General features: G+C 75.4%; 26 protein-coding genes. 12 read left to right on the plus strand and 14 right to left on the minus strand.

Going from position 1 to position 23,651, the window contains the following annotated elements:
- Window positions 1–92: 92 nt before the first annotated feature.
- Both AB2L27_RS06695 and AB2L27_RS06700 read left to right on the plus strand, forming a co-directional pair.
- Window positions 93–575 (plus strand): SigE family RNA polymerase sigma factor, encoded by a 483-nt coding sequence (locus AB2L27_RS06695; protein WP_370440696.1) that lies wholly within the window; start codon window positions 93–95, stop codon window positions 573–575.
- The gene (locus AB2L27_RS06700) at window positions 572–1,312 is read left to right on the plus strand and encodes a hypothetical protein (protein WP_370440697.1); all 741 of its coding nucleotides are present in this window, start codon (window positions 572–574) and stop codon (window positions 1,310–1,312) included. Before AB2L27_RS06695 ends, AB2L27_RS06700 begins: the two co-directional genes overlap by 4 nt.
- A gap of 77 nt (window positions 1,313–1,389) precedes the next feature.
- Here the strand turns inward: AB2L27_RS06700 and AB2L27_RS06705 are convergent, their stop codons facing one another.
- Both AB2L27_RS06705 and map read right to left on the minus strand, forming a co-directional pair.
- Complete coding sequence (locus AB2L27_RS06705; protein WP_370440698.1) at window positions 1,390–1,626, minus strand: hypothetical protein; 237 nt, start codon at window positions 1,624–1,626, stop codon at window positions 1,390–1,392.
- 64 nt (window positions 1,627–1,690) lie between these two features.
- Window positions 1,691–2,458 (minus strand): type I methionyl aminopeptidase, encoded by a 768-nt coding sequence (map, locus tag AB2L27_RS06710; RefSeq protein WP_370440699.1) that lies wholly within the window; start codon window positions 2,456–2,458, stop codon window positions 1,691–1,693.
- A gap of 56 nt (window positions 2,459–2,514) precedes the next feature.
- Between map and AB2L27_RS06715 the strand changes: the two genes are divergently transcribed.
- The 4 genes from AB2L27_RS06715 (at window position 2,515) to argG (ending at window position 6,905) form a co-directional block, all read left to right on the plus strand.
- On the plus strand, window positions 2,515–2,784 hold the full coding sequence (locus AB2L27_RS06715; protein WP_370440700.1) for a helix-turn-helix domain-containing protein: 270 nt from the start codon (window positions 2,515–2,517) through the stop codon (window positions 2,782–2,784).
- A complete protein-coding gene (locus AB2L27_RS06720; protein WP_370440701.1) occupies window positions 2,781–4,136 on the plus strand; it encodes an FAD-binding oxidoreductase in 1,356 nt (451 codons plus the stop codon). The genes AB2L27_RS06715 and AB2L27_RS06720 overlap by 4 nt, the downstream gene beginning before the upstream one ends.
- 46 nt (window positions 4,137–4,182) lie before the next feature.
- Entirely contained in the window at window positions 4,183–5,403 is a 1,221-nt protein-coding gene (locus AB2L27_RS06725) for a saccharopine dehydrogenase family protein (protein WP_370440702.1), read from the plus strand.
- Between the two features lie 89 nt (window positions 5,404–5,492).
- Window positions 5,493–6,905: an argininosuccinate synthase gene (gene argG / locus AB2L27_RS06730; protein WP_370440703.1), complete on the plus strand. Its 1,413-nt coding sequence runs from the start codon at window positions 5,493–5,495 to the stop codon at window positions 6,903–6,905.
- A 54-nt stretch (window positions 6,906–6,959) separates the two neighbouring features.
- On the opposite strand, the gene AB2L27_RS06735 is transcribed toward argG, so the two are convergent.
- A complete protein-coding gene (locus tag AB2L27_RS06735) occupies window positions 6,960–7,610 on the minus strand; it encodes a YbaK/EbsC family protein (protein ID WP_370440800.1) in 651 nt (216 codons plus the stop codon).
- A gap of 106 nt (window positions 7,611–7,716) precedes the next feature.
- Here AB2L27_RS06735 and AB2L27_RS06740 point away from each other — a divergent pair, with 106 nt between their 5' ends.
- Window positions 7,717–7,962: a hypothetical protein gene (locus AB2L27_RS06740; protein ID WP_370440704.1), complete on the plus strand. Its 246-nt coding sequence runs from the start codon at window positions 7,717–7,719 to the stop codon at window positions 7,960–7,962.
- 99 nt (window positions 7,963–8,061) lie between these two features.
- On the plus strand, window positions 8,062–8,625 hold the full coding sequence (locus AB2L27_RS06745; protein WP_370440801.1) for an MBL fold metallo-hydrolase: 564 nt from the start codon (window positions 8,062–8,064) through the stop codon (window positions 8,623–8,625).
- Between the two features lie 12 nt (window positions 8,626–8,637).
- Here the strand turns inward: AB2L27_RS06745 and AB2L27_RS06750 are convergent, their stop codons facing one another.
- Window positions 8,638–9,798 (minus strand): winged helix DNA-binding domain-containing protein, encoded by a 1,161-nt coding sequence (locus AB2L27_RS06750; protein WP_370440705.1) that lies wholly within the window; start codon window positions 9,796–9,798, stop codon window positions 8,638–8,640.
- Window positions 9,799–9,864: 66 nt separating this feature from the next.
- On the opposite strand from AB2L27_RS06750, the gene AB2L27_RS06755 reads away from it, so the two are divergent.
- Together AB2L27_RS06755 and AB2L27_RS06760 are read left to right on the plus strand one after the other, a co-directional pair.
- Complete coding sequence (locus tag AB2L27_RS06755) at window positions 9,865–10,449, plus strand: hypothetical protein (protein ID WP_370440706.1); 585 nt, start codon at window positions 9,865–9,867, stop codon at window positions 10,447–10,449.
- Window positions 10,450–10,649: 200 nt separating this feature from the next.
- Window positions 10,650–10,850 (plus strand): tautomerase family protein, encoded by a 201-nt coding sequence (locus AB2L27_RS06760; RefSeq protein WP_370440707.1) that lies wholly within the window; start codon window positions 10,650–10,652, stop codon window positions 10,848–10,850.
- A gap of 10 nt (window positions 10,851–10,860) precedes the next feature.
- On the opposite strand, the gene AB2L27_RS06765 is transcribed toward AB2L27_RS06760, so the two are convergent.
- The 10 genes from AB2L27_RS06765 to AB2L27_RS06810 all read right to left on the minus strand — a co-directional run bounded on the left by AB2L27_RS06765 (window position 10,861) and on the right by AB2L27_RS06810 (window position 20,877).
- The gene (locus AB2L27_RS06765; protein ID WP_370440708.1) at window positions 10,861–12,168 is read right to left on the minus strand and encodes an MFS transporter; all 1,308 of its coding nucleotides are present in this window, start codon (window positions 12,166–12,168) and stop codon (window positions 10,861–10,863) included.
- Window positions 12,169–12,179: 11 nt separating this feature from the next.
- Window positions 12,180–12,971, minus strand: coding sequence for an SDR family NAD(P)-dependent oxidoreductase (locus AB2L27_RS06770; protein WP_370440709.1), 792 nt, complete (start codon window positions 12,969–12,971; stop codon window positions 12,180–12,182).
- Between the two features lie 44 nt (window positions 12,972–13,015).
- Complete coding sequence (locus AB2L27_RS06775; protein ID WP_370440710.1) at window positions 13,016–13,765, minus strand: SDR family NAD(P)-dependent oxidoreductase; 750 nt, start codon at window positions 13,763–13,765, stop codon at window positions 13,016–13,018.
- Complete coding sequence (locus AB2L27_RS06780) at window positions 13,765–14,424, minus strand: response regulator (RefSeq protein ID WP_370440711.1); 660 nt, start codon at window positions 14,422–14,424, stop codon at window positions 13,765–13,767. The genes AB2L27_RS06775 and AB2L27_RS06780 overlap by 1 nt, the downstream gene beginning before the upstream one ends.
- Window positions 14,421–15,575, minus strand: coding sequence for a sensor histidine kinase (locus AB2L27_RS06785; protein WP_370440712.1), 1,155 nt, complete (start codon window positions 15,573–15,575; stop codon window positions 14,421–14,423). The genes AB2L27_RS06780 and AB2L27_RS06785 overlap by 4 nt, the downstream gene beginning before the upstream one ends.
- A 23-nt stretch (window positions 15,576–15,598) precedes the next feature.
- The gene (locus AB2L27_RS06790) at window positions 15,599–16,435 is read right to left on the minus strand and encodes an ABC transporter permease (protein WP_370440713.1); all 837 of its coding nucleotides are present in this window, start codon (window positions 16,433–16,435) and stop codon (window positions 15,599–15,601) included.
- Complete coding sequence (locus AB2L27_RS06795) at window positions 16,435–17,340, minus strand: ABC transporter ATP-binding protein (RefSeq protein ID WP_370440714.1); 906 nt, start codon at window positions 17,338–17,340, stop codon at window positions 16,435–16,437. The genes AB2L27_RS06790 and AB2L27_RS06795 overlap by 1 nt, the downstream gene beginning before the upstream one ends.
- Window positions 17,341–17,450: 110 nt before the next feature.
- Window positions 17,451–18,302 carry a MaoC family dehydratase gene (locus tag AB2L27_RS06800; protein ID WP_370440802.1) on the minus strand — a complete coding sequence of 284 codons (852 nt, stop codon included), beginning with the start codon at window positions 18,300–18,302 and terminating at the stop codon, window positions 17,451–17,453.
- Window positions 18,302–19,633 (minus strand): 3-oxoacyl-ACP reductase, encoded by a 1,332-nt coding sequence (locus AB2L27_RS06805; RefSeq protein ID WP_370440715.1) that lies wholly within the window; start codon window positions 19,631–19,633, stop codon window positions 18,302–18,304. Before AB2L27_RS06805 ends, AB2L27_RS06800 begins: the two co-directional genes overlap by 1 nt.
- Window positions 19,633–20,877, minus strand: a complete 1,245-nt coding sequence (locus tag AB2L27_RS06810; protein WP_370440716.1) for an acetyl-CoA C-acetyltransferase — start codon at window positions 20,875–20,877, stop codon at window positions 19,633–19,635. The genes AB2L27_RS06805 and AB2L27_RS06810 overlap by 1 nt, the downstream gene beginning before the upstream one ends.
- Before the next feature lie 92 nt (window positions 20,878–20,969).
- Between AB2L27_RS06810 and AB2L27_RS06815 the strand changes: the two genes are divergently transcribed.
- Both AB2L27_RS06815 and AB2L27_RS06820 read left to right on the plus strand, forming a co-directional pair.
- On the plus strand, window positions 20,970–21,647 hold the full coding sequence (locus AB2L27_RS06815; protein WP_370440717.1) for a TetR/AcrR family transcriptional regulator: 678 nt from the start codon (window positions 20,970–20,972) through the stop codon (window positions 21,645–21,647).
- Window positions 21,644–23,620, plus strand: a complete 1,977-nt coding sequence (locus tag AB2L27_RS06820) for an acyl-CoA dehydrogenase family protein (protein ID WP_370440718.1) — start codon at window positions 21,644–21,646, stop codon at window positions 23,618–23,620. Before AB2L27_RS06815 ends, AB2L27_RS06820 begins: the two co-directional genes overlap by 4 nt.
- Window positions 23,621–23,651 lie beyond the last annotated feature (31 nt).

Consider the following 23,651-nt stretch of genomic DNA (forward strand, 5'->3'; position numbering starts at 1 on the left):
CGGGGAAGGTCCCGGCCCGATCGGGAGGTCATCGTGGAGACGTCCAGCACCGGGCCCGGGCCCGGACCGGGAAGACCGTGAGGGGGGTCGTGGTGGACGGGGCCGAAGCGTTCGAGGCGTTCTACCGCACCAGTTCACGCCGCGTCCTGGGGCACGTGTACCTGTCCACCGGGGACTTCGCGGCCTCCGAGGACGCGGTCGCGGAGGCGTTCGCGCGGGCCTGGCAGCGCTGGCAGGCCGTGAGCCGGGCCGACTCGCCCGAGGCGTGGGTGCGGACCGTGGCGCACCGCATCGCGATCAGCCAGTGGCGCAAGCTGCGCAACCGGCTGGTCGCCCAGCGCCGGGCCCACGAGGACGGCCCGCTCCCGGCCCTGGGCCCGGACCACGTGGCGCTGGTCGCCGCCCTGCGGGAGCTGCCCGTGCGCCAGCGGCAGGCGGTCGTCCTGCACCACCTCGCCGACCGCTCCGTCGCCGACATCGCCGACGAGCTCGACGTGGCCGAGGGCACCGTCAAGGCGTGGCTGTCGCGGGGCCGCACGGCGATGCGCGAGCACCTGCAGGAGGACCCCAGATGAGGAGGGACGACGTGAGCGGTGACGGGACGGGTGACGGCATGGGTGAGCGGATCGGACGGGCCGCGGACGAGGCCGCCCAAGGGGCCCGGCTGCCCTCGGCCGCCGAGGTGATGCGCCGGGGCGACCGCCGGCGCCGGCGGACCCGCACGACGCGCGCGGCCGCCGTGGCGCTGGTCGTCGCGGTCGGTGGCGGGGGCTGGTGGCTGACCCAGGACGGCCCGGAGCGCGGGGTCCCGGCGCCGCCCGCCTCGGCGACCGCGACGGCCACCCCGAGCCCCACGTCCGAGGACCCGGCCCCCGGCCCGACGCCGTCCCCGCCGGAGGCGACGTTCACGGCTCCGGACGGCTCGGTGCTGACGACGCGGACCGAGCCGGGCGCCGAACTCGCCGCCCCGGCCGAGGTCGCGGGTCCCACGATGCCCCTGTGGTCGGCCGATCCCGCCGCGACGCCGGGGCGCTACCTGCTGCGCAACGGGGCCCCGACCGACGGGCGGGACGTGTGCCTGTCGGCGCCCCTGGAGGACGCGGTCTCGACCGAGGTGTGCGACCCCGCCGCGACCGGCCAGCAGTTCGAGGTCACCCGCGACGGGTCCGGTTCGTGGACGCTGCGCACGGACGTCGGTTTCGTCTCCGCGGACGCCGACGGGGTCCTGACGACCACCACCGACCCGGCCGCCGCCACCCGGTTCACGGTGACGGCCGGGGACGACGCGGCGCCGTGGACCCCGGGGGACTGAGGAACCGGTCCCGGTACAGCGGCGGCCAAACCGTCCCCGGAGCTCGTCGCCGCGGGGCCGGACGGCGGGCATCGCGATCAGGGGTCGCGGGGGACGACGGGGGCGGGCAGCCCCAGCGCGCGGTGCCGCAACGGCCACAGCGCACCCTCGGCGGTGAGCGCGTCGTCGCCACGCGCCCGGCCCCGGGCGTCCGGGTCGTGGGCGCCGGCGATCCGGTCCTCGCCCGCGAGCGCCTCGGTGAGCCGTTCGGCCCACTGCCGCAGGTTGCCCGCGACGTGGGCGACGTACCCGGCGGCGGTCCCGGCCAGGTCCACCCGCACTCGGTGCACGGGTTCCCGAACCGGGCGGCGCCCCAGACCTCGGACGGCGCGGCGGGGTTCAGGGCAGCGTCAGGATCACGGGGCCGTCGGCGGTCACGGCGACGGTGTGCTCCTCGTGCGCGCCGCGGCTGCCGTCGACGCTGCGCAGGGTCCAGCCGTCGGGGTCGATGCGGTAGTCGGGGTTCCCCCCGGCGGTGAACCACGGTTCGATCGCGACGACCAGACCGGGTTTCAGCCTCAACCCCCGGCCGGCCCGCCCGTCGTTGGGGACGGAGGGTTCCTCGTGCATGGTGCGGCCGACGCCGTGGCCGCCGAACTCGGTGTTCACGCCGCAGCCGTGGGCGTGCCCGACCGCGCCGATGGCGGCCGAGACGTCGCCGACCTTGTTCCCGGGCACGGCGGCGGCGATGCCCGCGGCGAGCGCCTCACGGGTGGCCGCGACGAGGGTCTCGTCCTGCGGCCGGGGCGTCCCGACGCTGAACGTGGTGGCCGCGTCCCCAGCCCAGCCGTCGAGGACGGCGCCGCAGTCGACGCTCAGCAGGTCCCCGTCCTGGAGGGCGTAGGGCCCGGGGATGCCGTGCAGGACGGCGTCGTTGACCGAGGCGCAGATGACGCCGGGGAACGGGGAGTCGGCGAACCGGGGCTGGTAGCCCAGGAACGGCGATGTCGCGCCGGCGCCGAAGACCACCTCCCGGGCGACGGCGTCGAGCTCGTCGAGCCGCACGCCGACCGCGGCGGCCTCCCGCACGGCGGCGAGGGCCTGGCCGACGACGCGGCCGGCGGCGCGCATGGCCTCGACCTCGCCCGGCGTCTTGAGTTCCACCACGCTGACCTCCTGGGAAAACTATCCCGGTATAGTTGTCCCGGTATTAGTATCACGTCATGGTCCGTCCCCCGCTGCCCGACGAGGTGCGCGCCCGCGGCCGCCGCCTCGGCGAACTGCTGCGCACCGCCCGCGGCGACCGCACGGTCCCCCAGGTCTCCGCCCTCTCCGGCGTCCCGGCCGAGACGCTGCGCAAGATCGAGGCCGGCCGGGTGCCGACACCGGCGTTCTTCACCGTCGTGGCGCTCGCCGCCGCCCTCGACCTGCCGCTGACCGACGTCGTGGAGCACTGCACCCCGCCGGTCCCCGCCGTCGAGGGGGTCGCGTGAGCACGCACCCCGGCCTGCTGACCGGCCAGCTGCCCGGCCTGCTCACCGACGCCGCCTCCCGCGAGGCCGCCGCCACCGACCGGTCCGGGCACCGCCCGGCCACCGTGCCCGACGGCGTGGTGCGCGCCCGCGACGTGCAGGACGTCGTCGACACCCTGCTCTGGGCCAGCGCGCACCGCACGCCCGTGGTCACCCGCGGCGGCGGGTCGGGTCTGGCGGCGGGGGCGAGCGCGAGCGCCGGGGAGATCGTCCTGGACGTGTCCGGCATGGACCGGATCGTGGACCTGCGACCGCAGGACCAGGTCGCGGTCGTCGAACCCGGTGTGATCACCGCTCACCTGGACGCCGCCGCGGCCGAGCACGGGTTGTTCTACGCCCCGGACCCGGCCAGCGCCGCGTACTGCACGATCGGCGGCAACATCGCCACCAACGCGGGCGGGTTGCGCTGCGCGAAGTACGGCGTGACGCGCGAGGCCGTCCTCGGCCTGGACCTCGTGCTGGCCGACGGCCGCCGCCTCTCGACGGGCCGGCAGACGGTCAAGGGCGTCGCCGGGTACGACCTGACCGGGCTCGTCGTGGGGTCGGAGGGGACGCTGGCCGTGGTCGTCGGGGCGACGCTGCGGCTGCGGCCGAAACCGCTGGAGACCGCCACGCTCGCAGCGCACTTCGACGACGTCGTCGCCGCGGCCGCCGCGGCGGCGGCCATCACCGCCGCGCGCCTGCAGCCGGCCGTCCTCGAACTCGTCGACGCGGTGACGCTGGAGGCCGTCGACGCCGTCCGCGGGTCCTCGCTGCGGTCCCTGGGGGCCGCGGTGCTCGTCGTGCAGTGCGACGGCCGCGGTGCGCGCGCCGACGTCGACGCCGTCGGCGAGGTCGTGGCCCCGTTCGCGACGTCCTGGCGTGCCACGACCGACCCCGCGGAGGCCGAGGAGCTCCTGGCCGCGCGGCGGGCGGCGCTGCCGGGCCTGGAGGCGACCGGGGACGTGTTCATCGAGGACGTCGCGGTCCCCCGCTCGAAGCTGGCCGCCGCGGTCTCGGGCATCGAGGCGATCTCGGCGCGCACCGGCGTGCGGATCGCGACGGTCGCGCACGCCGGCGACGGGAACCTGCACCCGGTCGTCGTCGTCGAGCGCGGCGGCACCGTGACGCAGGGCCCGCCGTGGGAGGCGGCGTGCGCGGTGTTCGACCTGGCGCTGGAACTCGGCGGGACGCTGACCGGCGAGCACGGGGTGGGCCTGCTCAAGCGGACGTGGCTGGCACGGGAACTTGGGGAGGACTCCCTGGACCTGCAGCGCCGGATCAAGGCCGTGTTCGACCCCCTCGGGATCCTCAACCCCGGCAAGGGGATCTGACCGGCCACCGCGGGGCGGGCCGGGGCCCGCGGGCTAGCGTGAGGACATGCCTCGCGACGTGGACATCGCGCTCTTCGGCGCCTCCGGCTTCGTCGGGCGGCTCACCGCGGCCCACCTCGCCGCGCACGCGCCCGCCGGGACGCGGATCGCCCTGGCCGGCCGCTCCCGCGAGCGCCTGGCGGCCGTGGCCGCGGACCTGGGGCCCGTCGCCGCGGACTGGCCGCTGGTGGTGGCCGACGCCGCCGACCCCGCGTCGCTGCGCGCGCTCGCGGGCTCCACGCACGTCCTCGTCTCCACCGTCGGTCCCTACCTGCGCCACGGGCTGCCGCTGGTGCAGGCGTGCGCCCGCGCCGGGACCCACTACGCCGACCTGACCGGTGAGGTGCTGTTCGTGCGCCGCAGCATCGACGCCGCCGAGGAGGCGGCCCGGGCCAGCGGCGCGCGGATCGTGCACTCCTGCGGTTTCGACTCGGTGCCCTCGGACCTGGCCGTGCTGCTCGCCCACGAGTGGGCGAGCCGGCGCGACGGGGACCCGCTGGCGCAGGCCACGCTGGAGGTGCTGTCGGCGCGCGGTGGGTTCAGCGGCGGCACGGTCGACTCCCTGCGCCTGCAGCTCGACACCGTCCGCCGCGACGAGCAGGCGCGGCGGCTGGTCGCCGACCCCTACGCCCTGAGCCCGGACCGGGCCCGGGAGCCCGACCTGGGCCGGGAGTCCGACGCCTTCGGCCCGCACCGGCGCGCGGAGACGGGCGACTGGGTGGCGCCCTTCGTCATGGCCTCGTACAACACCCGGGTGGTGCGGCGCAGCAACGCCCTGCTGGACCACGCCTACGGGCCACGGCTGCGCTACGCGGAGGTCATGGCGTTCTCCGGGCGCACCGCCGCCGTGCAGGCGGCCGCGGTGACGGGGGTGCTGGCCGGGATCACGGGGTTGCTGGCGGTCGCTCCCCTGCGCCCGCTGGTCGACCGCCTGCTGCCCTCCCCCGGTGCGGGCCCGAGCGAGCGCACCCGCCGCACGGGGCACTTCCGCCTGCGCCTGGACGCGCGCACGGAGTCCGGTCGCCGCGCCGCCGTCACCGTGGCCGCCCAGGGTGATCCCGGGTACGCCGCGACCGCGGTCATGCTCGGCGAGAGCGCCCTGGCACTCGCGCTCGACGGTGACCGGCTGCCCGACCGCGCCGGGGTGTTGACCCCCGCCACGGGCATCGGCGTCGCGCTCGTGGACCGGTTGCGCGACAAGGGGTTCACGCTCGACCTCACCGCCTGACCGATCCCGCGCGCACCGTCGCGGGCGTGCACCCGGGGCGGCCGCCGCCAGCGTTGCATGTTCATGCACTGTTGTGCATACTGTTCCGCATGTCCAAGGTGCTCACCTCCCTGCCCGCCGGCGAGCGCGTCGGCATCGCCTTCTCCGGTGGTCTCGACACCTCCGTGGCCGTGGCCTGGATGCGGGAGAAGGGCGCCGTGACCTGCACCTACACCGCGGACATCGGCCAGTACGACGAGCCGGACATCGCCTCGATCCCCGACCGCGCGGGCGCCTACGGCGCCGAGCTGGCCCGCCTCGTGGACTGCCGCGCCGCCCTCGTCGAGGAGGGCCTGGCCGCCCTGACCTGCGGGGCGTTCCACATCCGCTCCGGCGGGCGGGCCTACTTCAACACCACCCCGCTGGGCCGGGCGGTGACCGGCACGCTGCTCGTGCGGGCGATGCTCGAGGACGACGTCCAGATCTGGGGCGACGGGTCGACGTACAAGGGCAACGACATCGAGCGGTTCTACCGCTACGGCCTGCTCGCCAACCCGGCCCTGCGCATCTACAAGCCCTGGCTCGACGCGGAGTTCGTCACCGAGCTCGGCGGCCGCAAGGAGATGTCGGAGTGGCTGCAGGCCCGCGACCTGCCCTACCGGGCGAGCACCGAGAAGGCGTACTCCACCGACGCGAACATCTGGGGCGCCACCCATGAGGCCAAGCGCCTGGAGCACCTCGACGTCGGCGTGGAACTGGTCGAGCCGATCATGGGCGTGCGGTTCTGGGACCCCGAGGTCGAGATCGCCGCCGAGGACGTCACGGTCGAGTTCGAACAGGGCCGGCCCGTGCGGATCAACGGCGCGTCCTTCGACAGCGCGGTCGACCTGGTCCTGGAGGCCAACGCGATCGGCGGCCGGCACGGCCTGGGCATGTCCGACCAGATCGAGAACCGCATCATCGAGGCCAAGTCGCGCGGCATCTACGAGGCCCCGGGGATGGCGCTGCTGCACGCGGCCTACGAGCGCCTGGTCAACGCGATCCACAACGAGGACACCGTCGCCAGCTACCACAACGAGGGCCGGCGCCTGGGCCGCCTCATGTACGAGGGCCGCTGGCTGGACCCGCAGTCGCTCATGCTGCGCGAGTCGCTGCAGCGCTGGGTCGGCAACGCGGTCACCGGCTCGGTCACGCTGCGCCTGCGGCGCGGGGAGGACTACTCGATCCTCGACACCTCCGGGCCGGAGTTCAGCTACCACCCGGACAAGCTGTCGATGGAACGCACCGAGGACTCCGCCTTCGGGCCGGTGGACCGCATCGGTCAGCTGACCATGCGCAACCTCGACATCGCCGACTCCCGCTCGAAGCTGGAGCAGTACGCCGGGCTGGGCATGGTCGGCAACGCCCAGGTCAGCCTCATCGGGGCCCTGGAGTCCGGTGGCGCGCAGGCCATCGCCTCGCGCGGGGAGTCCAGCGGGGACGACCTGCTGGACCGCGCGGCGATGGAGTTCGGGACCGACTGAGGAACCCCCGGCCCGAACCCGTCCGCGTCGAACGCGTCGGACGTTTCAGACGTGTCAGGTGAGGCGGACGGGTTCGGCGTCGCAGAGGCGGACCAGCTCGGCGAAGCTCGTCGGGAACACCGCCTGCGGCGTGCCCGCCGCCGCCCACACCACGTCGTAGCGCAGCAGGTCGACGTCGATGACCGTGCGCAGCCGCCGGGGGTGACCCAGGGGTGAGACGCCGGCGACGGGCTGACCCGTCGCGGCCCGGACCTGCGGCGCCTTCGGCCGCGTGAGCTCGGTGGCGCCCAGGGCGGCGGCCGTCGCCTCGACGTCGACGCGGTGGTCACCGCTGGCCAGCACGAGCACCGGTTCCCCGTCGGCGAGGAACACCTGACCGCTGGCGACGGCCCCCGCGGGGCACCCCAGCGCCTGCGCGGTCCGGCCCGCCGTCCGCGTGGACGCCGCGAGCTCGACGACCTCCCCCTCGGCCCCGGCCTCGCGCAACGCGCGGGCCACGGCGACTGCGTTGCGGTGCACGGCGACTCCTCCGGCCGGGGTGGTTCGTCGCGGTCCGCCGTCGTGGTCGGCACCGGCCCGGGCCCGCGGCCCCGACCGGTCCAGACCGCGCCGGCGCGGGACGATGCCCCCGAGCTTGGCGAAGGTGCGGCGGACGCGCACGCCGGGACCCGCGACGACCGCCCGGCAGGCCGTTCCCGTGGTCATCACATAGCGTGACTACATGGAACGTGGCGTGAGGACGCGTCGACCGCGCCGGTGGACTTCCCCGCACCGCGCGGCCCCCGCCCCGACGGTGGGTCACCATCGACCCGTGGCCGTCTGGAAGTCGTTCATGGACCTCGTGCACCTCATCGGTGCCCTCGGCTGCCTGGCGCTGACCGGCGGGTTCGCCGCGCAGGGCGAGACCGCCCGGGCGCTCTTCTACGGGCTGTGCACGATGGCCTTCGCCCTCGCGCTGGCCCGCCGCTGGCCCACCCCCGCCCCGCGCCCGGCCCCCGCGCCCGCCGTCGTCGACCTGCGCGAGGACGTACCCGCCTGGGTGACCCACCGGCCCTGACCCCGCCCGGCCGCGCCGCCCCGGGCGACTCGGTAGCGTCGCGCCGTGCCCACCACCACGACCGCCACCGCCGTCCTCGACGAGGCCCACGTCGGGCCGATGGACAACGTCGCCTACGTCGTGCGGTGCCGCAGCACCGGCCGCCGCCTGCTCGTCGACGCCGCCGCCGAGCCCGGGACGCTGCTGGCCCTGGTCGAGGGGACCCTCGACCTCGTCGTCACCACCCACCGCCACCCCGACCACGTGGGGGCGCTCGCCGCCGTCGTCGAGGCGACCGGGGCGCGCACGGCGGCGGGGAGCGAGGACGCCGATGCCCTGCCGCTGCCGGTGCAGCAACGGCTCGAGCACGGCGACGTCGTCCGCGTCGGCGACGTCCTGCTCGAGGTCGTCCACCTGCGCGGTCACACGCCCGGGTCGGTCGCCCTGGTGCTGCGCGACCCCGAGGGTCCCGACCACGTCTTCACCGGCGACTCGCTGTTCCCCGGTGGGGTCGGGAACACTGGCGGTGAGCCCGCCAGGTTCACGCAGCTGCTCGACGACGTGACGGAACGGCTGTTCGACGTCCTCGCCGACGACACCGTCGTGCACCCCGGCCACGGTGCGCCCACGACGATCGGCGCCGAACGCCCGCACCTGGCGCAGTGGCGCGAACGCGGCTGGTGACCGCGCCGGGTCTCACGGCGAGACCGGACCCTTCATCGCCGGGGAGGGGTAGACCGTCCCGACCCTGGTGCCGCCCAGCCACTCGGTGAGTCGGCGGGCCTCGGCCTCCAGGGCCCTGCGGGCCCGTGCGGGAACCCGTTCCAGCAGGCGCAGGTGCACCGTACCGGCGGCGTCCTGCACCCAGCACCCGACGACCCGCCCGTCGACCCAGGCGGTCGTGCCGGCGTTGCCGTTGCGGTCGAACACCTGCTGCCGGTGCGGGCCGAGGTGGAACTCCCGCCCCTTCCAGCCCATGACGGTGGGGTCGAGGACGGGCAGCAGCGCCACCCACGGGCCGGGGTCGGCGACGACGTCGAGGTCGTCGGGCAGGAGCCAGCCCGTGGCCCCGCCGTCGAGGGAGACGGGCACCGCGTCGAGCTCGGCCAGGGCGGCGCGCACGATCCCCTTCGTCGCCCCCAGCCACCAGACGACGTCGTCCTCGGTGCCGGGACCGAACGCGGCGAGCCAGCACCGGACGAGCTCGCGCCAGCCCTCGGCCGCGGCCCACGGCTCCGGCGCCGGGATCCAGTGCCGGGTGAGCGTCCACCGGGGCCTGGACACCCGCCAGTGCCCGGTGTTGACGCCGCGCACGACGTCGCCCGTGAGCCCCAGGTGGGTCAGGACCCGCGCGGCCGGGGACAGCCCGGAACCGGCCCAGACCGTCCCCTCGAGCAGCGGCACGCCCTGGCGGACGGCCTGGGCGGGCAGCCCCTCGGGGAACTCCCCCAGGAGCGCGAGCACCCCGGCGCGGGCCTCCTCGAGCCAGGCGTGGCCGTCCACCGCCCCGGCCTTCACGGCCTCCTTGGCCACGGCCGCCCGCTCGGTGGCCGCCACCCGGGCCGAGGCGCTCGACAGCGCGGCGGGCAGGAGGTCGCGCGGGAACACGAACAGGGTCCGGCGCATCGCGAGCTGCTTGACGAGCGTCCGGTCGCTCTCCAGGGCGCGTTCGACGTCCGCGACCGCCAGGCCCGGGACCCGGGCCCGGCACGACAGGTGAACGGTGGCCGGTTCGGTGGCGTGCAGGACCCCGACCGCCCGGGTCGCCGCCTCGGGCGTGGCGGCGTGGTGGGCGGGGGCCAGGGCGTGCCGGACGGCCAGGCGGGCCCGGCGTTCGTCGTCGGTGACGTGGCGCACCCGGGTCATCCTGGCACCGCGCGCCCCCGGCTGACCCCGGCCGGCCGGGATGGGAACCTTGGTGGCATGGGACTGGGCGGCGGACCGGGCGAGTACGCCGACTACGAGTGGTTCCGCCTCGAGGACGTGCCCGCCGCCGAGGTGGTGCGCCCGGGGCCGGACCCGCTCAGCGACGCCCTGCGCGAGCTCGTCGCGGGCTACCCCGTGTGGGCCGGGCAGGGCGCCACCCGCGTGCTGCTCGTCGACCTCGACAACCTGCGCGCGGGCCCGGCGCGGCTGCGGGCCCGCCTGTCGGTCGTCCTGGACCTGGCCCGCCAGGCCGACCGGGTCGCCCTGGCCGGGCAGGTCGGCGCGGTCGCGCGGTCCCGGCCGTGGCTGGAGGAGTTCGCCGACCGCGCCCAGGCCGTCCCCGACGGGGCCGACGTCGCCGACCTGGCCCTGCTCGCCGCGGCGCGCAGGGTGCCGGACCCGGTGGAGTTCGTCGTCGTGAGCAACGACGGCATCTTCGCCGACCTCGCCGAGCGCGGTGACCTCACGCTGCTGTCGCCGGGCACCAGCGCCCTCAGCGACCGCCTGTACGGGGAGGCGAGCCTGCTCGTCGACCTCGCCGCCCTCGAGACCGAGGCCGCCGCCGGCCTCGTGCGGCGCTGAGGGAGGGGCAGTGGCCCAGGTCGAGGTCTACGGCCGCGCCGACGCGCTGCGCCCGGTGCGCGCGGAACTGTCCGACCTGCTGCACCGCGCCGCCGTGGAGGTCCTGGGCCTGCCGGAGTCAAAGCGGTTCCACCGGTTCTTCCCGATGGACCCCGAGGACTTCCCCACCCCCCGAGGGCCGGACGCACCGGTACACCGTCGTGGAGGTCGTCATGTTCCCCGGCCGCAGCGTGGCGACGAAGAAGGCGTTCCTGCGGCGCCTGTTCGCCGACGCCCAGGACCGGCTCGACCTGGCGCCGGCCGACCTGGAGGTCGTGCTCCTGGAACCCCCGCGCCACGACTGGGGCATCCGCGGGCTGCTCGGCGACGAGCTGGACCTGACGTACCGCCTCGACGTCTGAGGGACCCCGGTCAGTCCAGCGCCAGGCCCCGGCGTTCGGGCAGCAGGAAGCTCGCCGACGCCGCGATCGCGAAGGCGACGCCGAACACGACGAAGACCAGGCCCGTCCCGCCGCCGTCGGACAGGAACGGCACGGAGACCGGCGCGAGGATGGAGGCGATGCGGCCGAACCCCGCCGCGGACCCGGCGCCGCGCCCGCGCACGCTCGTCGGGTACACCTCCGGGGTCACCGCGTACAGCGCGCCCCACGCCCCGAGGTTGCAGAACGACAGGGCCGCCCCCGCGGCGAGCACCGTGCCCGGGGACCCGGCGGCCGAGTAGGCCAGCGCCGCGAGCGCCGAGCCGATGAGGAACGCCGACAACGTCCGGCGCCGGCCCCACGTCTCCACCAGGACCGCCGCGACCGCGTACCCGGGCAGCTGGGCCAGGGTGATGAGGAGGGTGAACTCCAGGGACCGGACGAGGGTGAAGCCGTCCGCGACGAGCAGGCTCGGGATCCAGGTGAAGGCGCCGTAGTAGCTGAAGTTCACGAAGAACCACACCAGCCACAACCCCGCCGTCCGCCGCCGCAGCCCGGCCGACCAGATCCCCCGGCTGGCCGTCGACGGCGGGTCCGGGACGAGGGGGACGTCCGAGGAGCGTCCCGCGGCCGCCTCGAACTCCGCGACGACCCGTTCGGCCTCGGCGGTCCGCCCGCGCGCGAGCAGGAACCGCACCGACTCCGGCAGCCCCCACCGCACGACCACGGCGTACAGGGCCGGCAGCGCGCCCAGGGCCAGGGCCCAGCGCCACCCGTCGTCGGAGGTCGGCACCAGCCAGAACCCCACCAGGGCCGCCAGCGTCCAGCCGACGGCCCAGAACGCCTCCAGGACGACGACGACCCGGCCGCGGATGCGCCGGGGCGCGAACTCGCTGACGAGGGTGGAGGCCACGGGCAGTTCCGCGCCCAGGCCCAGACCGACGAGGAACCGGAACACCAGCAGGGCCGCCAGGGACCAGGACAGCGCGGCGGCCCCGGTGGCCAGCCCGTAGACGATGAGCGTCAGGGCGAACACCTGGCGGCGGCCGATGCGGTCGGCGAGCAGACCACCGAGGGTGGCCCCCAGCGCCATGCCCGCGAACCCGATCGAGGCGATCCAGGACTGCTCGGTGGCGCTGAGGTCCCACTGCACCTTGAGCGCGACGAGGACGTAGGCCACGAGGCCGACGTCGAACGCGTCGAGGGCCCAGCCCACCCCCGACCCCAGCAGCAGACGCCGGTGCCGCGACGTGAACGGCAGCGCGTCGAGCCGCTGCGAGACGGTGGGGGGCTGGCTCACGACGCACGAGCCTAGATGGTGGCGACGGACCCCGAGTCGACGCGGTAGTTGCTGCCGTTGACGAAGCTGGCCCGCTCGGAGGCGAGGAACGCGATGACCGAGGCGACCTCCTCGGGTTCACCGCGGCGCTTCAGCTCCATGAACGGGCGTTCCTCGTCCAGGAAGCTGGCGATGGCCTCCTCGACGCTGACGCCGAGTTCGGAGGATCGCTTCTCCATCATCTTGTCGGTCATGGGGGTGGAGATGAAGGCCGGCGAGACGGCGTTGACGAGGATCCCCTCGCTGCCGTAGGTCTTCGACAGCCCCTTGACCAGGCTGAGGACGGCGGCCTTGGCGGCGCAGTACGGCAGCTCGTCGGAGTAGGGCTGGACGGCGTCCTCGGAGGCGAGCAGGACGATGCGGCCCCAGCCCTTGCCCCGCATCCCGTCCAGGAACGTGCGCACGACGCGGACGGCGGAGAAGAAGTCGATCTCCAGGGTCGAGCGCCAGCCCTCCTCGTCGATCTCGTGGAACAACCCCTGCGCGCCGGTCACCCCGGCGGCGTGGACGAGGACGTCGGGGTCGCCCACGCCCGCGACGACCTCGCGGTGCAGCCGGGCGACGTCGTCGGGGTCGGTGAGGTCGGCGGCCACGGCCAGGACGTCGCCGGGGAGCTTGGCGGCGGCCTCCTTCAGCGAGTCCGCGTCGACGTCGGTGATCGCGACCTTCGCGCCCTCCTCCAGGAGCAGACGCGCTGTGTGCCAACCGATGCCGGAATCGCCGCCCGTGACCAGAGCCGTGCGTCCCGTGAGTTCGAGATCCATGCCGCTCACGCTAGGCACGGCGCAGCGGCCCCGCGCGGTGAAGCTCACCGGGGTGCGCGCCGCCACAGCGCCCGCGGGGTGAGGGTCATCGCCGCGGCCAGGGCGCGCAGCGCCCCCGGCACCCACACCACCTCCCGGCCCGCGGCCAGTCCGTCGGCGACGGCGTCGGCCACCTCGACCGGGGTGCTGGCCAGCGGGGCCGGGGACATCCCGGTCGTCATCCGGCCCACGACGAACCCCGGGCGCACCAGCAGCAACCGGACGCCGCTGCCGTGCAGGGCGTCCGCGAGGCCGGAGGCGAAACCGTCCAGACCCGCCTTGGCCGAGCCGTACACGTAGTTCGCGCGCCGCACCCGGGCCCCGGCGATGGAGGAGAACACGACCAGCCGCCCGCCGCGCAGGGGCCGCAGCAGGGACGCCAGGTGGGACAGCACGCTGACCTGCGCGACGAAGTCGGTGTGCACGACGGCCAGGGCGTGGTCGACGTCACGTTCGGCGCGGGCCTGGTCCCCGAGGACCCCGAAGGCGACGACGACGTCCAGCGGTCCGTGCCGGGCGACGAGGCCGGCGAGCAGCGGGCCGTGGGAGGGGAGGTCGTCGGCGTCGAACTCGACCGTCTCGACGGTGGCGCCCAGGGCGGTCAGCCGCGCCGACTCCGCCACCAGGTCACCGGCCCGGCGGGCGGCCAGGACGACCGTGCGGGCGCCGGCGCGCACGAGCCGGTCGGCCACCTCCAGCCCGATCTCGCTGCGCCCGCCCAGGACGAGCACGGGGTCCGGTGCACCCTCGACCATCAGATCCAGCCCGCCTTCCGCGCGATGGCGACGGCCTCGTGCCGGTTCGCCGCCCCCAGCTTCCCCGACGCCGCCGAGAGGTGGTTGCGCACGGTCCCCGGCGACAGCGAGACCTTGACCGCGATCTCCTCCACCCCGGCCCCGTCGGCGGCGAGTTCGAGGACGTCGGCCTCCCGGGCCGTCAGCGGGCTGGCCCCCGCCGCGATGGCGTCGGCCGCGAGCGAGGGATCGACGTACCGGCCGCCGCCGGAGACGGTGCGGATGGCCTCGGCCAGCACGGCGCCGGAGGAGGTCTTCGGCAGGAAACCCCGCACGCCCGCCTCCAGCGCACGGCGCAGGTGCCCGGGGCGCCCGTGGCTGGTGAGCAGCAGGGTCGTCGTGCCGGGCACCTCGGCGTGCAGACGTTCGGCCAGGGCGATCCCGTCCGCGGGCGCCCGTGGTCCGCCGGGCGGCATCTGCAGGTCCAGGACGGCGACGTCGGGGGTGACCTTGCGCGCCACCGCGAGCGCCTCCGCGCAACTGGCGGCCTGGCCGACGACCTCGAGGTCGTCCTGCAGGTCGAGCAGGCCCGCGACGGCGCTGCGGACGAGGTGCTCGTCGTCGGCGAGCAGGACGCGGGTGCCCTGCGCGGCAGGCGGTGTCGAGGGGGGCGGGGTCACGGCAGCTCCCAGTGGGCGTGGAGGGTGAACGTCCCGTCGCGGCGGGAGGTGTCGAGGCGACCACCGAGGGGCTGCAGGCGTTCGGCCAGACCCAGCAGACCCGAGCCGCGACCGGCGGGCCGGTCGGGCACCCCGTCGTTCTCGAGGCGGACGGTGAACTCCGACGCCTCCTGCCGGACCGAGATGCGGCACCACGTGGCGGCGCTGTGGCGCACCACGTTGGTCACGCCCTCGCGGATGACCCAGGCCGCGGCCGAGCGCAGCTCGTCGGGGAGGGGACCGTCCTGGTCGGGGTGCTCGAGGGTGCAGGCCACCCCGGCGGACTCCAGCAGCGCCACGGAACCCTCCAGCTCGGTGGCGAGGTCGACGGTGCGGTAACCGCGGACGACGGACCGGATGCGGTCCAGCGAGCCGTGGGCGATGGAGCGGACCTCCTCGGCGCGCTCGACGGCCTCGGGCCGGCCGCGGCGGGCGAGTTCGGCGACCAGATCGCTCGTCACCGCGATCGCGGACAGGTCGCGGCCGACGACGTCGTGCAGGTCCCGGGCGAACCGCAGCCGCTCCTCGGCGACGGCCAGGCGCGTGCGGTCCCGTTCGGCACCGGCCAGGCGCCGGACGACCTCCATCATCCACAACGACATCTGGACGACCGCGGCCAGGAACACCCCGTAGAACGCGTAGGTGAGGACCATCGCGAACCGGTCGGTGAACGGGAACGTGGCGACCCCCACGACGAGCACCGCGAGCGGGGCGTAGCGACGGAACCGCCACCGCCCCAGGGGGACGACGGCGGCGACGGCCGCGACGGCGGCCACGACGTCGACCGCGTCGCGGCCGGTGGAGGACGTGCGCAGCGCGAGGACGCCGGCCGCGTGGGCGAGCACCGAGGTGGCGATCCACGCGCCCTCGACGGCACGGCCGGTGGGCCGGCGCCGGACGGCGCGGCTCAGCAGGACCGCGAGCGCCAGCGCCTGGACGAGCGATGCGGCCACGGCCACGGCGACCGCGGCCCCGGAGTCGGCGACCGCGCCCGCGGTGACGCCGGCGACGACGAGCGGGCCGAGGAAGGCCAGCGGCACGAGCGACCAGTGCGTGTACAGCTCGACGCGCCGCGGGTCGTCCGCGGCGCGCCAGCGTCCCAGCAGGTCCACGGACCCGACTCTGCCAGAACCCCTCACACGCGGGGCGACCAGCGGAACCGGGCCCGGACCGCCGCGAGGCCCACGAGCGCCCACGCCACCGCGACGGCGGCGGCCCGCCCCACGTCCGCCCCCGAGGGGTCACCCGTCCAGCCCGCGTCGACGAGGCCGAGGACGGGGTTCAGCGGGGTGTACTCGGCCACCCGCGCGAGACCGGCGGGGAGCAGGTCCAGCGGGACGGCCGCACCGGCCCCCACGACGGCGACGGCGATGACGGGCAGGCTCGTGATCTGCACGGACTCCAGCGTCTTCGACGCGGTCGCGGTCACCAGGGCCAGACCGGTGAACACGACGCAGCCCACGAGGACGCCGGCGAGGCACAGCAGCGGGTCCTGCGGCAGCGGGAGGTCGATGACGGCGGAGCCCACGGCGGCGAGGACCACCGTCTGCACGAGCGTGACGGCGACGGCCGGGACCGCGAGGGCGGTGAGGATCTCGGCGTCGGAGGCCTCCCCCGTGCGCAGTCGCTGGAGCACCCCCTCCTCCCGACGTGCGACGGCCGTGGACAGGACCGTGTAGTAGACGACGAACAGCAGCAGCATCCCGACGAGGGAGGCGGTGGCGAGCGCCGCGGCGTCGCCCCCGTCGCCGACACCCTCGATCGTGCTGAACAGGCCGATGACCCCGACGGGCATGAGCAGGGCGATCGACATCAGGGTCTTGTTGCGCCGCAGCAGGAGCAGTTCGGCGCGGGCGAGGGACCAGGTGCGGTGCAACGATCCCGCGAGCCGTCCGCGCGTCCCACCCGACGTGGTGGCGGTGGGTCGGGGCGTGGTCGTGGTGGTGGTCGTGGTGGTGGTCGTGGTGGGCATCAGGCGGCCTCCTCCGTGGCGGCGAGTTCGAGGAACGCGGTCTCGAGCGAGGCCGGGACGGCCTGCAGACCGGGCAGGGCGGCGTCCTGCGCGTCGGCCCAGGCCAGGACGCGGGACAGGCTGCGCTGCAGGTGGTCGGTGCGGACGACGACGTGCCGTCCGTCGACGGTGACGGTGTCGCCGGGGTCCAGGTCGGCGGCGGCGGGGCGGCCGGCGGAGGCGGCCCAGCGGATCTCCGAGCGGTGCCCGGCGACGACGTCGCTGATCGTGCCCTCGGCGGCGACGAGGCCGCGGTGCATGATCGCGAGACGGTCGGAGAGTTCCTCCGCCTCCTCCAGGTGGTGGGTCGTGAGCAGGACCGCGGTCCCCTCGTCGACCAGGTGACGGACGAGCCCCCACACGGCGCGGCGGGACTGGGCGTCCAGACCGGTGGTGGGTTCGTCGAGCACGAGGAGTTCCGGGCGGCCCAGCAGGGCGACGGCCAGGTCGACGCGTCGGCGTTCCCCGCCGGACAGGGACTTCACGGTCGCGTCGAGCTTGTGCTGCAACCCGACCACCTCGACCACCTCGGCGGTGGGCCGGCTGCGGGTGAGGGTCCCGCTCCACATCTGCAGGCTCTCGGCGACGGTGAGGTCGCCGGGCAGGTTCCCCGACTGCAGCACGACCCCGGTCCGCGGCCGGACGAGACGGCGGTCGCGCACGGGGTCGTGGCCGAGCACGCGGACGGTCCCCGCACTGGGCCGGGCCAGGCCGGTGACGACGTCGACCGTGGAGGTCTTGCCGGCCCCGTTGGTGCCGAGCAGGCCGAACACCTCGCCCCGGCCGACGGTGAAGCTGATGCCGCGCACGGCACGGACCCCGCCGGAGTACGTGCGCTGCAGGTCCCTGACCTCGACTGCGTCCATGCCCTCCAGCCTGCCGCCGGACCGGGTGCCGGCCCCGTGCGCCGGCTCACGAGTTCGCGGCCGGGACGCACGGGGGACCCGTGAGGAACCTCACGGGTGGCTCGGGGCGGTCAGGTGGTGCGCAGCCTCGTCGCCAGGTGCACCTTGCTCCCGTCCCGGCTGCGGACGGCGCTGCTCCACCCGTCGGCCTCGCGCCGCGCGACGTGCCGGACGGTGGAGGGCAGGTGCAGGGGGGAGCCGAAGTCGACCTCGTACCGCGCGGCTCCGAGGGCCGGACCGCCGAGGTCGGCCAGGGAGCGCGACGCCGTCCACATGCCGTGCGCGATGGCCCGGCGGAACCCGAACGCGCGGGCGGTGAGCGGGGAGACGTGGACGGGGTTCACGTCCCCGCTGACGGCGCCGTACCGGCGGCCGAGGTCGGCCGGGACGCGCCAGAGCGTGCCCTCCCCCTCCGGGGCGTCGAGCCGGGCGACGTCGCGCGGGATGCCCGGCCAGTCCACGCCCCGGGCGAGGTAACGGCTGCGCCCGGTCCAGACGGGCGCCCGTTCCCCGGCCACGGTGAGTTCGGTGCGCAGCTCGACGGTCGCCCCACGGCGGTGCGGGAGCATCCCGACGGCCCGCACGGACAGGTCGAACCGCTCGTCGACGCCGATCGCGCGGGTCTGCTCGAACTCCTGCTGCAGGTGCAGGACGCCGACGACGGAGAACGGGAACGGCTCGCGGACCATGAGGTCGACCTGGAGACCGAAACCGACGACCTGGGGGAACGGCAGCGGCACCTCGTCGCGCACGGGGAACCCCGTGAGGCGGCAGAACTCCGTCAGCCGGTCCAGGTCGAAGCGCTGGTCGCGCAGCACGACCCGCGTGCGGGGGAAGTCCAGCCGGCCGGTGGACCGGCGCAGCAGCGACCGGGCGTACAGCGCCGGGAAGGACGGCGGCGCGGTGAGTTCACGGGTGTCCATCACGCCCCCAGCAGGTTCTGGCCGCACACGCGCAGCACCTGGCCGTCGATGCCCGCCGCGTCGGGCTGGGCCAGCCAGGCGATCGTCTCGGCGACGTCGACGGGGAGCCCGCCCTGCTGCAGGCTGGACGTGCGCCGGCCGAGCTCGCGCGGGACCGGCGGCATCGCGGCCGTCATCGGCGTCTCGATGAACCCCGGTGCCACGGCGTTGACGGCGAAACCCCGTGCGGACAGCGGCCCGGCCAGGGCCTGGACGAGCCCGACCAGACCCGCCTTGCTCGTCGCGTAGTTCGTCTGCCCCTTCGCCCCGGCGAGGCCGTTCATCGAGGACAGGCACACGAACCGCGCCCCGGGCGCGAGGGCCCCGGGGTGGTCCAGGAGCGCGCCGGTGAGCCGGATCGGCGCGCCCAGGTTCACGGCGAGGACCGAACCCCACGCGGCCTCGTCGAGGTTGACGAACGACCGGTCGCGGGTGATGCCCGCGTTGTGCACGACGACGTCGGCACCGTCGAACCGGTCGGCCAGGTGCGCGGCGAGGGTGCCCGGCGCGGTCTCGGCGGTGACGTCCAGGTGCAGCGTGGACCCACCGACGCGGTTGGCGACGGCGGCGAGCTTCTGCCCGGAGGCGGCGATGTCGACGCACACGACGTGGTGCCCGGACCGGGCCAGCACCTCGGCGGTCGCGGCGCCGATGCCCTGCGCCGCACCGGTGACGACGGCGACGCGGCGCTCGCGGACGGAACCGGGGCGCCCCGGGCCCACGACGATCGGCTGACCGTCGACGTAGGCGGAGCGGGCCGAGCAGAAGAACCCCACGGCGCTGCGCAGGGACGTGCCCGCCCCCGCCGCGACGCGCAGGAGGTTCACGGTCGTGCCGCCGCGGGCCTCCTTGCCGAGGCTGCGGACGAAACCCTCCAGGCCCTGCTGGACGGCGCGCGCTTCGGGGTCCTCCACGTCCGCCGGGACCGTGGACAGCACGAGCACCCGGCCCCGGGTGCGCTTGAAGTCCGGCGCCGTGGCCAGCAGTTCCGCGAGCTGGTCGACGGTCCGCAGCCCGGACGCGTCGACGACGAGGGCCCCGAGGTCCCCGGTGCCGGCGCCGGTGCCGGCGTCCAGGCTCGCCCCGGCAGCCCGCAACGTGTCGCGGACGGCGTCGACGTGGGTGGCCCCGGTGAGCCCGGTGACCAGGGCCGGGCCGGTGAGCAGGTCCTGCCCGTCCTCGTACCGGCGCAACCGCGGCGGGCGCGGCAGCCCCGTGCGGGCGGCGAGGAACTTCCCCGGGCCGGTGCGGACGAGGGCGCCGTAGGGGTCGCCGGCGAGCGGTCCGGCCATCAGGAGGCCTCCACCAGCGCGACGATGCCCTGCCCGCCCGCGGCGCAGACGGAGATGAGCGCCCGGCCGCCGCCGCGTTCGCGCAGGAGCTTGGCGGTGGTGGCGAGCAGGCGGGCCCCGGTCGCGGCGAACGGGTGGCCGGTGGCCAGCGAGGACCCCGCGACGTTCAGCTTCTCGCGCGGGACGGCGCCCAGCCCCTTGCCCTCCCAGGCGGTGAGCGTGGCCAGGACGGTGGAGGCGAAGGCCTCGTGGACCTCGACGAGGTCCAGGTCGCCCAGCGTCAGGCCGTTCCGCGCGAGCAGGCGCGGGGCGGCCTCGACGGGGGCGGTGAGCAACCCCTCGCCGTGGACGTGGTCGACGGCCGCGGTCTCGGCGTCGAGGAGGTGCGCCAGGACCGGCAGCCGGCGCTGGGCCGCCCACTCGTCGGAGGCGAGCAGGACGGCGGCCGCGCCGTCGGTCAGCGGGGTCGAGTTCCCCGCCGTCATCGTCGCCTCGCCGTCCAGGTCGCGCCCGAACACCGGCTTCAGCGCGGCCAGCTTCTCCAGCGTGGTGTCCGGGCGCAGCAGGTCGTCGCGGCGGACCCCGAGGTAGGGCGTCAGCAGGTCGTCGAAGAACCCGCGGTCGTAGGCCGCGGCGAGGTTGCGGTGGCTGGCCAGGGCCAGCTCGTCCTGCGCCTGGCGACTCACGCCGAACTCCAGGGCGGTGCGGGCGGCGTGCTCACCCATCGACAGCCCCGTGCGGGCCTCGGCGTTGCGCGGCGGGAGCGGGCGCAGCTGGCCCGGGCGCAGCTTCGCGACGGCCGCCAGCCGCTGCCCGGCGGTGCGGGCCCGGGACAGCTCCAGCAGCACGCGGCGCAGCCCCTCGTCGACGGCGATGGGCGCGTCGGTGGCGGAGTCGGTGCCCCCGGCGATGCCCGCCTCGATCTGGCCCAGGGCGATCTTGTTGGCGACGAGGACGGCCGTCTCCAGGCCCGTCGCGCACGCCTGCTGCACGTCGTAGGTCGGGGTGGCCGGGTCCAGGGCCGTCGACAGGACGGCCTCGCGGGTGAGGTTGAGGTCCCGGCTGTGCTTGAGGACGGCACCGGCCACGACCTCCCCCAGGCGCTCGCCGGCCAGGCCGTAGCGGGCGATCAGGCCGTCGAGGGCGGCCACGAGCAGGTCCTGCGCCGAGACGTTCGCGTACCGCCGTCCGGCGCGGACGAACGGTGTGCGGTTGCCTCCGACGATCGCGGCTCTGCGTGTCACGGGTCCCCCAAGCGGTCCGGGTGGGCGGTGTCCTCCGAAGTTAACAGGTACTCCGGGTACCCGATACCCGGAGTCCGGGGTACCGTCGAGGAGTGGAGGTCATCGAGGACGGCACCGCCGTCACCGCCGTCGGCACCGCCCCGGCCGTGGACGGACGCCGGACCCGCTGGGCCGAGCACCGCCGCCGTCGGCGCGAAGAACTCGTCACCGCCGCCCTGCGCGCCATCACGGCCAAGGGAGCCGGGGTCGGCATGGACGAGGTCGCCGCCGTCGCCGGCACCAGCAAGACCGTCCTCTACCGCCACTTCGCCGACAAGGAGGACCTGTACCTCGCCGTCGCCGAACGGGTCAACGCGCGCATCCTGCGGGAGTTCGCCCAGGCCGTCGACCGCGCACCCACCGCCCGCGACGGGCTCGCCGCGGTCATCGACGCCTACGTGCGCCTGGTCGAGGCCGACCCGGAGGTCTACCGGTTCGTCGTCTCGCACCCGTTCCTGGAACGCCCCCTCAGCACCGACCCCGTCCAGCGGATCTCCGGCACCATCGCCGCCGAGACCGCCCGCACCATCACCGCGCACCTGCGGGTGGGCGGGGCCCGCGGAGCCTCCGCGGACGTCCTGGCGCACGCGATCATCGCGATGATCCGCACCGCCGCGGACCGGTGGATCTCCTCCACCGACCGCGTCCCCGCCGACACGCTCGTCTCCGATCTCACGCAACTCGCCTGGGGCGGCCTGCAGGCCGTCCTGACCCCGGAGGAGGTTCAGTGACCACCGTCGAACTGCCCGCAGGAAACCCCGTCGAAGCACCTGCCGAGACCACCGCCGCCGCGCCGGGCGGGCCGGTGGACACCGACGTGCTGCGTCGCCTCCTGGACGGCCGGTTCGCCGACGTGAAGGAGCAGTTCCGGGCCGATGCGCCGGACCACCTGTTCAGCCCGTCGTACGACCTGACCACCGCCGAGCACCGCGACGTGACCCGTGCCCGGCTGCGCACGCTGGCCGAGCTGGGCGGTCACGACCTGGGGTTCTCCTCGCGCTGGGGCGGGGGCGACAGCCCCGGCGGGCAGGTCGCGCAGTTCGAGATGCTCGGGTTCGGCGACGCCTCGCTCATGATCAAGTCCGGTGTCCAGTGGGGGTTGTTCGGCGGGGCCGTGCAGGCCCTGGGCACCGAGCGCCACCACGCCGAACTCCTGCGCCCGCTGCTGAGCCTGGAACTCGTCGGCTGCTTCGGCATGACCGAGTCCGGGCACGGCTCCGACGTCTCCTCCATCGGCACCACCGCGACGTACGACCCGGCCACGCGCGAGTTCGTCGTCCACACCCCGGACGAGTCCTGCCGCAAGGACTACATCGGCGGGGCCGCCGAGGACGCCGACGTCGCCGTGGTCTTCGCCCAACTGGTGACCGGCGGTGAGGGTCGCGGCGTGCACGCCTTCGTCGTCCCGCTGCGGCGCGACGGTGTCGACCTGCCGGGGATCTGGCGCGGCGACGACGGCCGCAAGATGGGCCTGAACGGCGTCGACAACGGCCGGCTCGCGTTCGACCACGTCCGCGTCCCCCGCGAGGCGCTGCTGAACCGGTACGCCGACGTGGCCGAGGACGGCACCTACTCCTCCCCCATCGCCAGCGCGAACGCCCGCTTCTTCACGATGCTCGGGGCCCTGGTGAAGGGCCGCGTCAGCGTCTCCGGCGGCGCGCAGTCGCAGACCAAGGTCGCCCTGGAGATCGCGCTGCGCTACGGCGCCGGCCGCAGGCAGTTCAAGGCGCCCGGCCGGGCCGAGGAGGTCACGGTGCTGGACTACCTGGCCCACCAGCGGCGGCTGCTGATCCCGCTGGCCACCACGTACGCGCTCTCGTTCGCCCAGGACGAGCTGATGGGCGAGATGGACGACCTGCTGCGCGTCCAGCTCGCCGGCGACGAACCCGACTCCGCCCGCCAGCGCGCCTTCGAGGCGCACGCGGCCGCGCTCAAGGTCGCTTCCACCTGGCACGCCACCCGGACGATCCAGACGTGCCGCGAGGCGTGCGGGGGCAACGGGTTCCTCGCCGACTCCCGGTTGCCGCTGCTGAAGGCGGACACCGACGTGTTCACCACCTTCGAGGGCGACAACACCGTCCTGCTGCAGCTCGTGGCCAAGAGCTTGCTGACCAGCTACGCCCAGCAGTTCTCCGACCTGGACACCCTGGGCATGGCCCGCTTCGCGACGAAGGACTTCATCTCCACCTACGCCGGGCGCAGCCCCGCGGCCTCCCTGGTCGCGGACGTGGTCGAGGCCGGCCGGATCCCCGACGACCTGCACGACCGGGCGTGGCAGGTCCGCATGCTCGCCGACCGGGAACGGCACGTCGTGGAGTCGCTGGCCAAGCGGATGCGCAAGGCCCGCAGCAAGCCCGAGGCCGAGCGGTTCGCCGCCATCGACGACCTGCAGGACCACCTCCTGCTCGCCGGGCGCGCGCACACGGACCGCATCGTGGCCGAGGCGTTCGCCGCCGCGATCGCCCGCTGCGAAGACCCATCCGTCGCGGCCCTGCTCGCCGACGTCTGCGACCTGCACGTCCTGGCCCTGCTGGAAGCGGAGAAGGGCTGGTACCTGGAGCACCGCCGGATGACGACGTTGCGCGCCAAGGCCATCACCAGTGCCGTGAACGCGCTGTGCCGCAAGCTGCGCCCGCGCACCGAGGAACTCCTCGCCGGGTTCGGCACGCCGCGGCACTGGCTGGGGTCGCGCCTGGTCGGCTGAACCGGACGGGGCCGCGGGTCGGCGAGGACGT

Origin of the sequence: Kineococcus halophytocola (genome assembly GCF_041276425.1) — a bacterium.
Taxonomy (GTDB): Bacteria; Actinomycetota; Actinomycetes; order Actinomycetales; family Kineococcaceae; genus Kineococcus; species Kineococcus halophytocola.

Coding starts and splice junctions, on each gene's coding strand:
- AB2L27_RS06700 (WP_370440697.1), top strand. CDS start 572: ATGAGGAGGGACGACGTGAGCGGTGACGGGACGGGTGACGGCATGGGT.
- AB2L27_RS06715 (WP_370440700.1), top strand. CDS start 2,515: ATGGTCCGTCCCCCGCTGCCCGACGAGGTGCGCGCCCGCGGCCGCCGC.
- AB2L27_RS06725 (WP_370440702.1), top strand. CDS start 4,183: ATGCCTCGCGACGTGGACATCGCGCTCTTCGGCGCCTCCGGCTTCGTC.
- argG (WP_370440703.1), top strand. CDS start 5,493: ATGTCCAAGGTGCTCACCTCCCTGCCCGCCGGCGAGCGCGTCGGCATC.
- AB2L27_RS06735 (WP_370440800.1), bottom strand. CDS start 7,610: ATGACCACGGGAACGGCCTGCCGGGCGGTCGTCGCGGGTCCCGGCGTG.
- AB2L27_RS06745 (WP_370440801.1), top strand. CDS start 8,062: ATGGACAACGTCGCCTACGTCGTGCGGTGCCGCAGCACCGGCCGCCGC.
- AB2L27_RS06755 (WP_370440706.1), top strand. CDS start 9,865: ATGGGACTGGGCGGCGGACCGGGCGAGTACGCCGACTACGAGTGGTTC.
- AB2L27_RS06770 (WP_370440709.1), bottom strand. CDS start 12,971: ATGGATCTCGAACTCACGGGACGCACGGCTCTGGTCACGGGCGGCGAT.
- AB2L27_RS06775 (WP_370440710.1), bottom strand. CDS start 13,765: ATGGTCGAGGGTGCACCGGACCCCGTGCTCGTCCTGGGCGGGCGCAGC.
- AB2L27_RS06790 (WP_370440713.1), bottom strand. CDS start 16,435: ATGCCCACCACGACCACCACCACGACCACCACCACGACCACGCCCCGA.
- AB2L27_RS06795 (WP_370440714.1), bottom strand. CDS start 17,340: ATGGACGCAGTCGAGGTCAGGGACCTGCAGCGCACGTACTCCGGCGGG.
- AB2L27_RS06800 (WP_370440802.1), bottom strand. CDS start 18,302: ATGGACACCCGTGAACTCACCGCGCCGCCGTCCTTCCCGGCGCTGTAC.
- AB2L27_RS06805 (WP_370440715.1), bottom strand. CDS start 19,633: ATGGCCGGACCGCTCGCCGGCGACCCCTACGGCGCCCTCGTCCGCACC.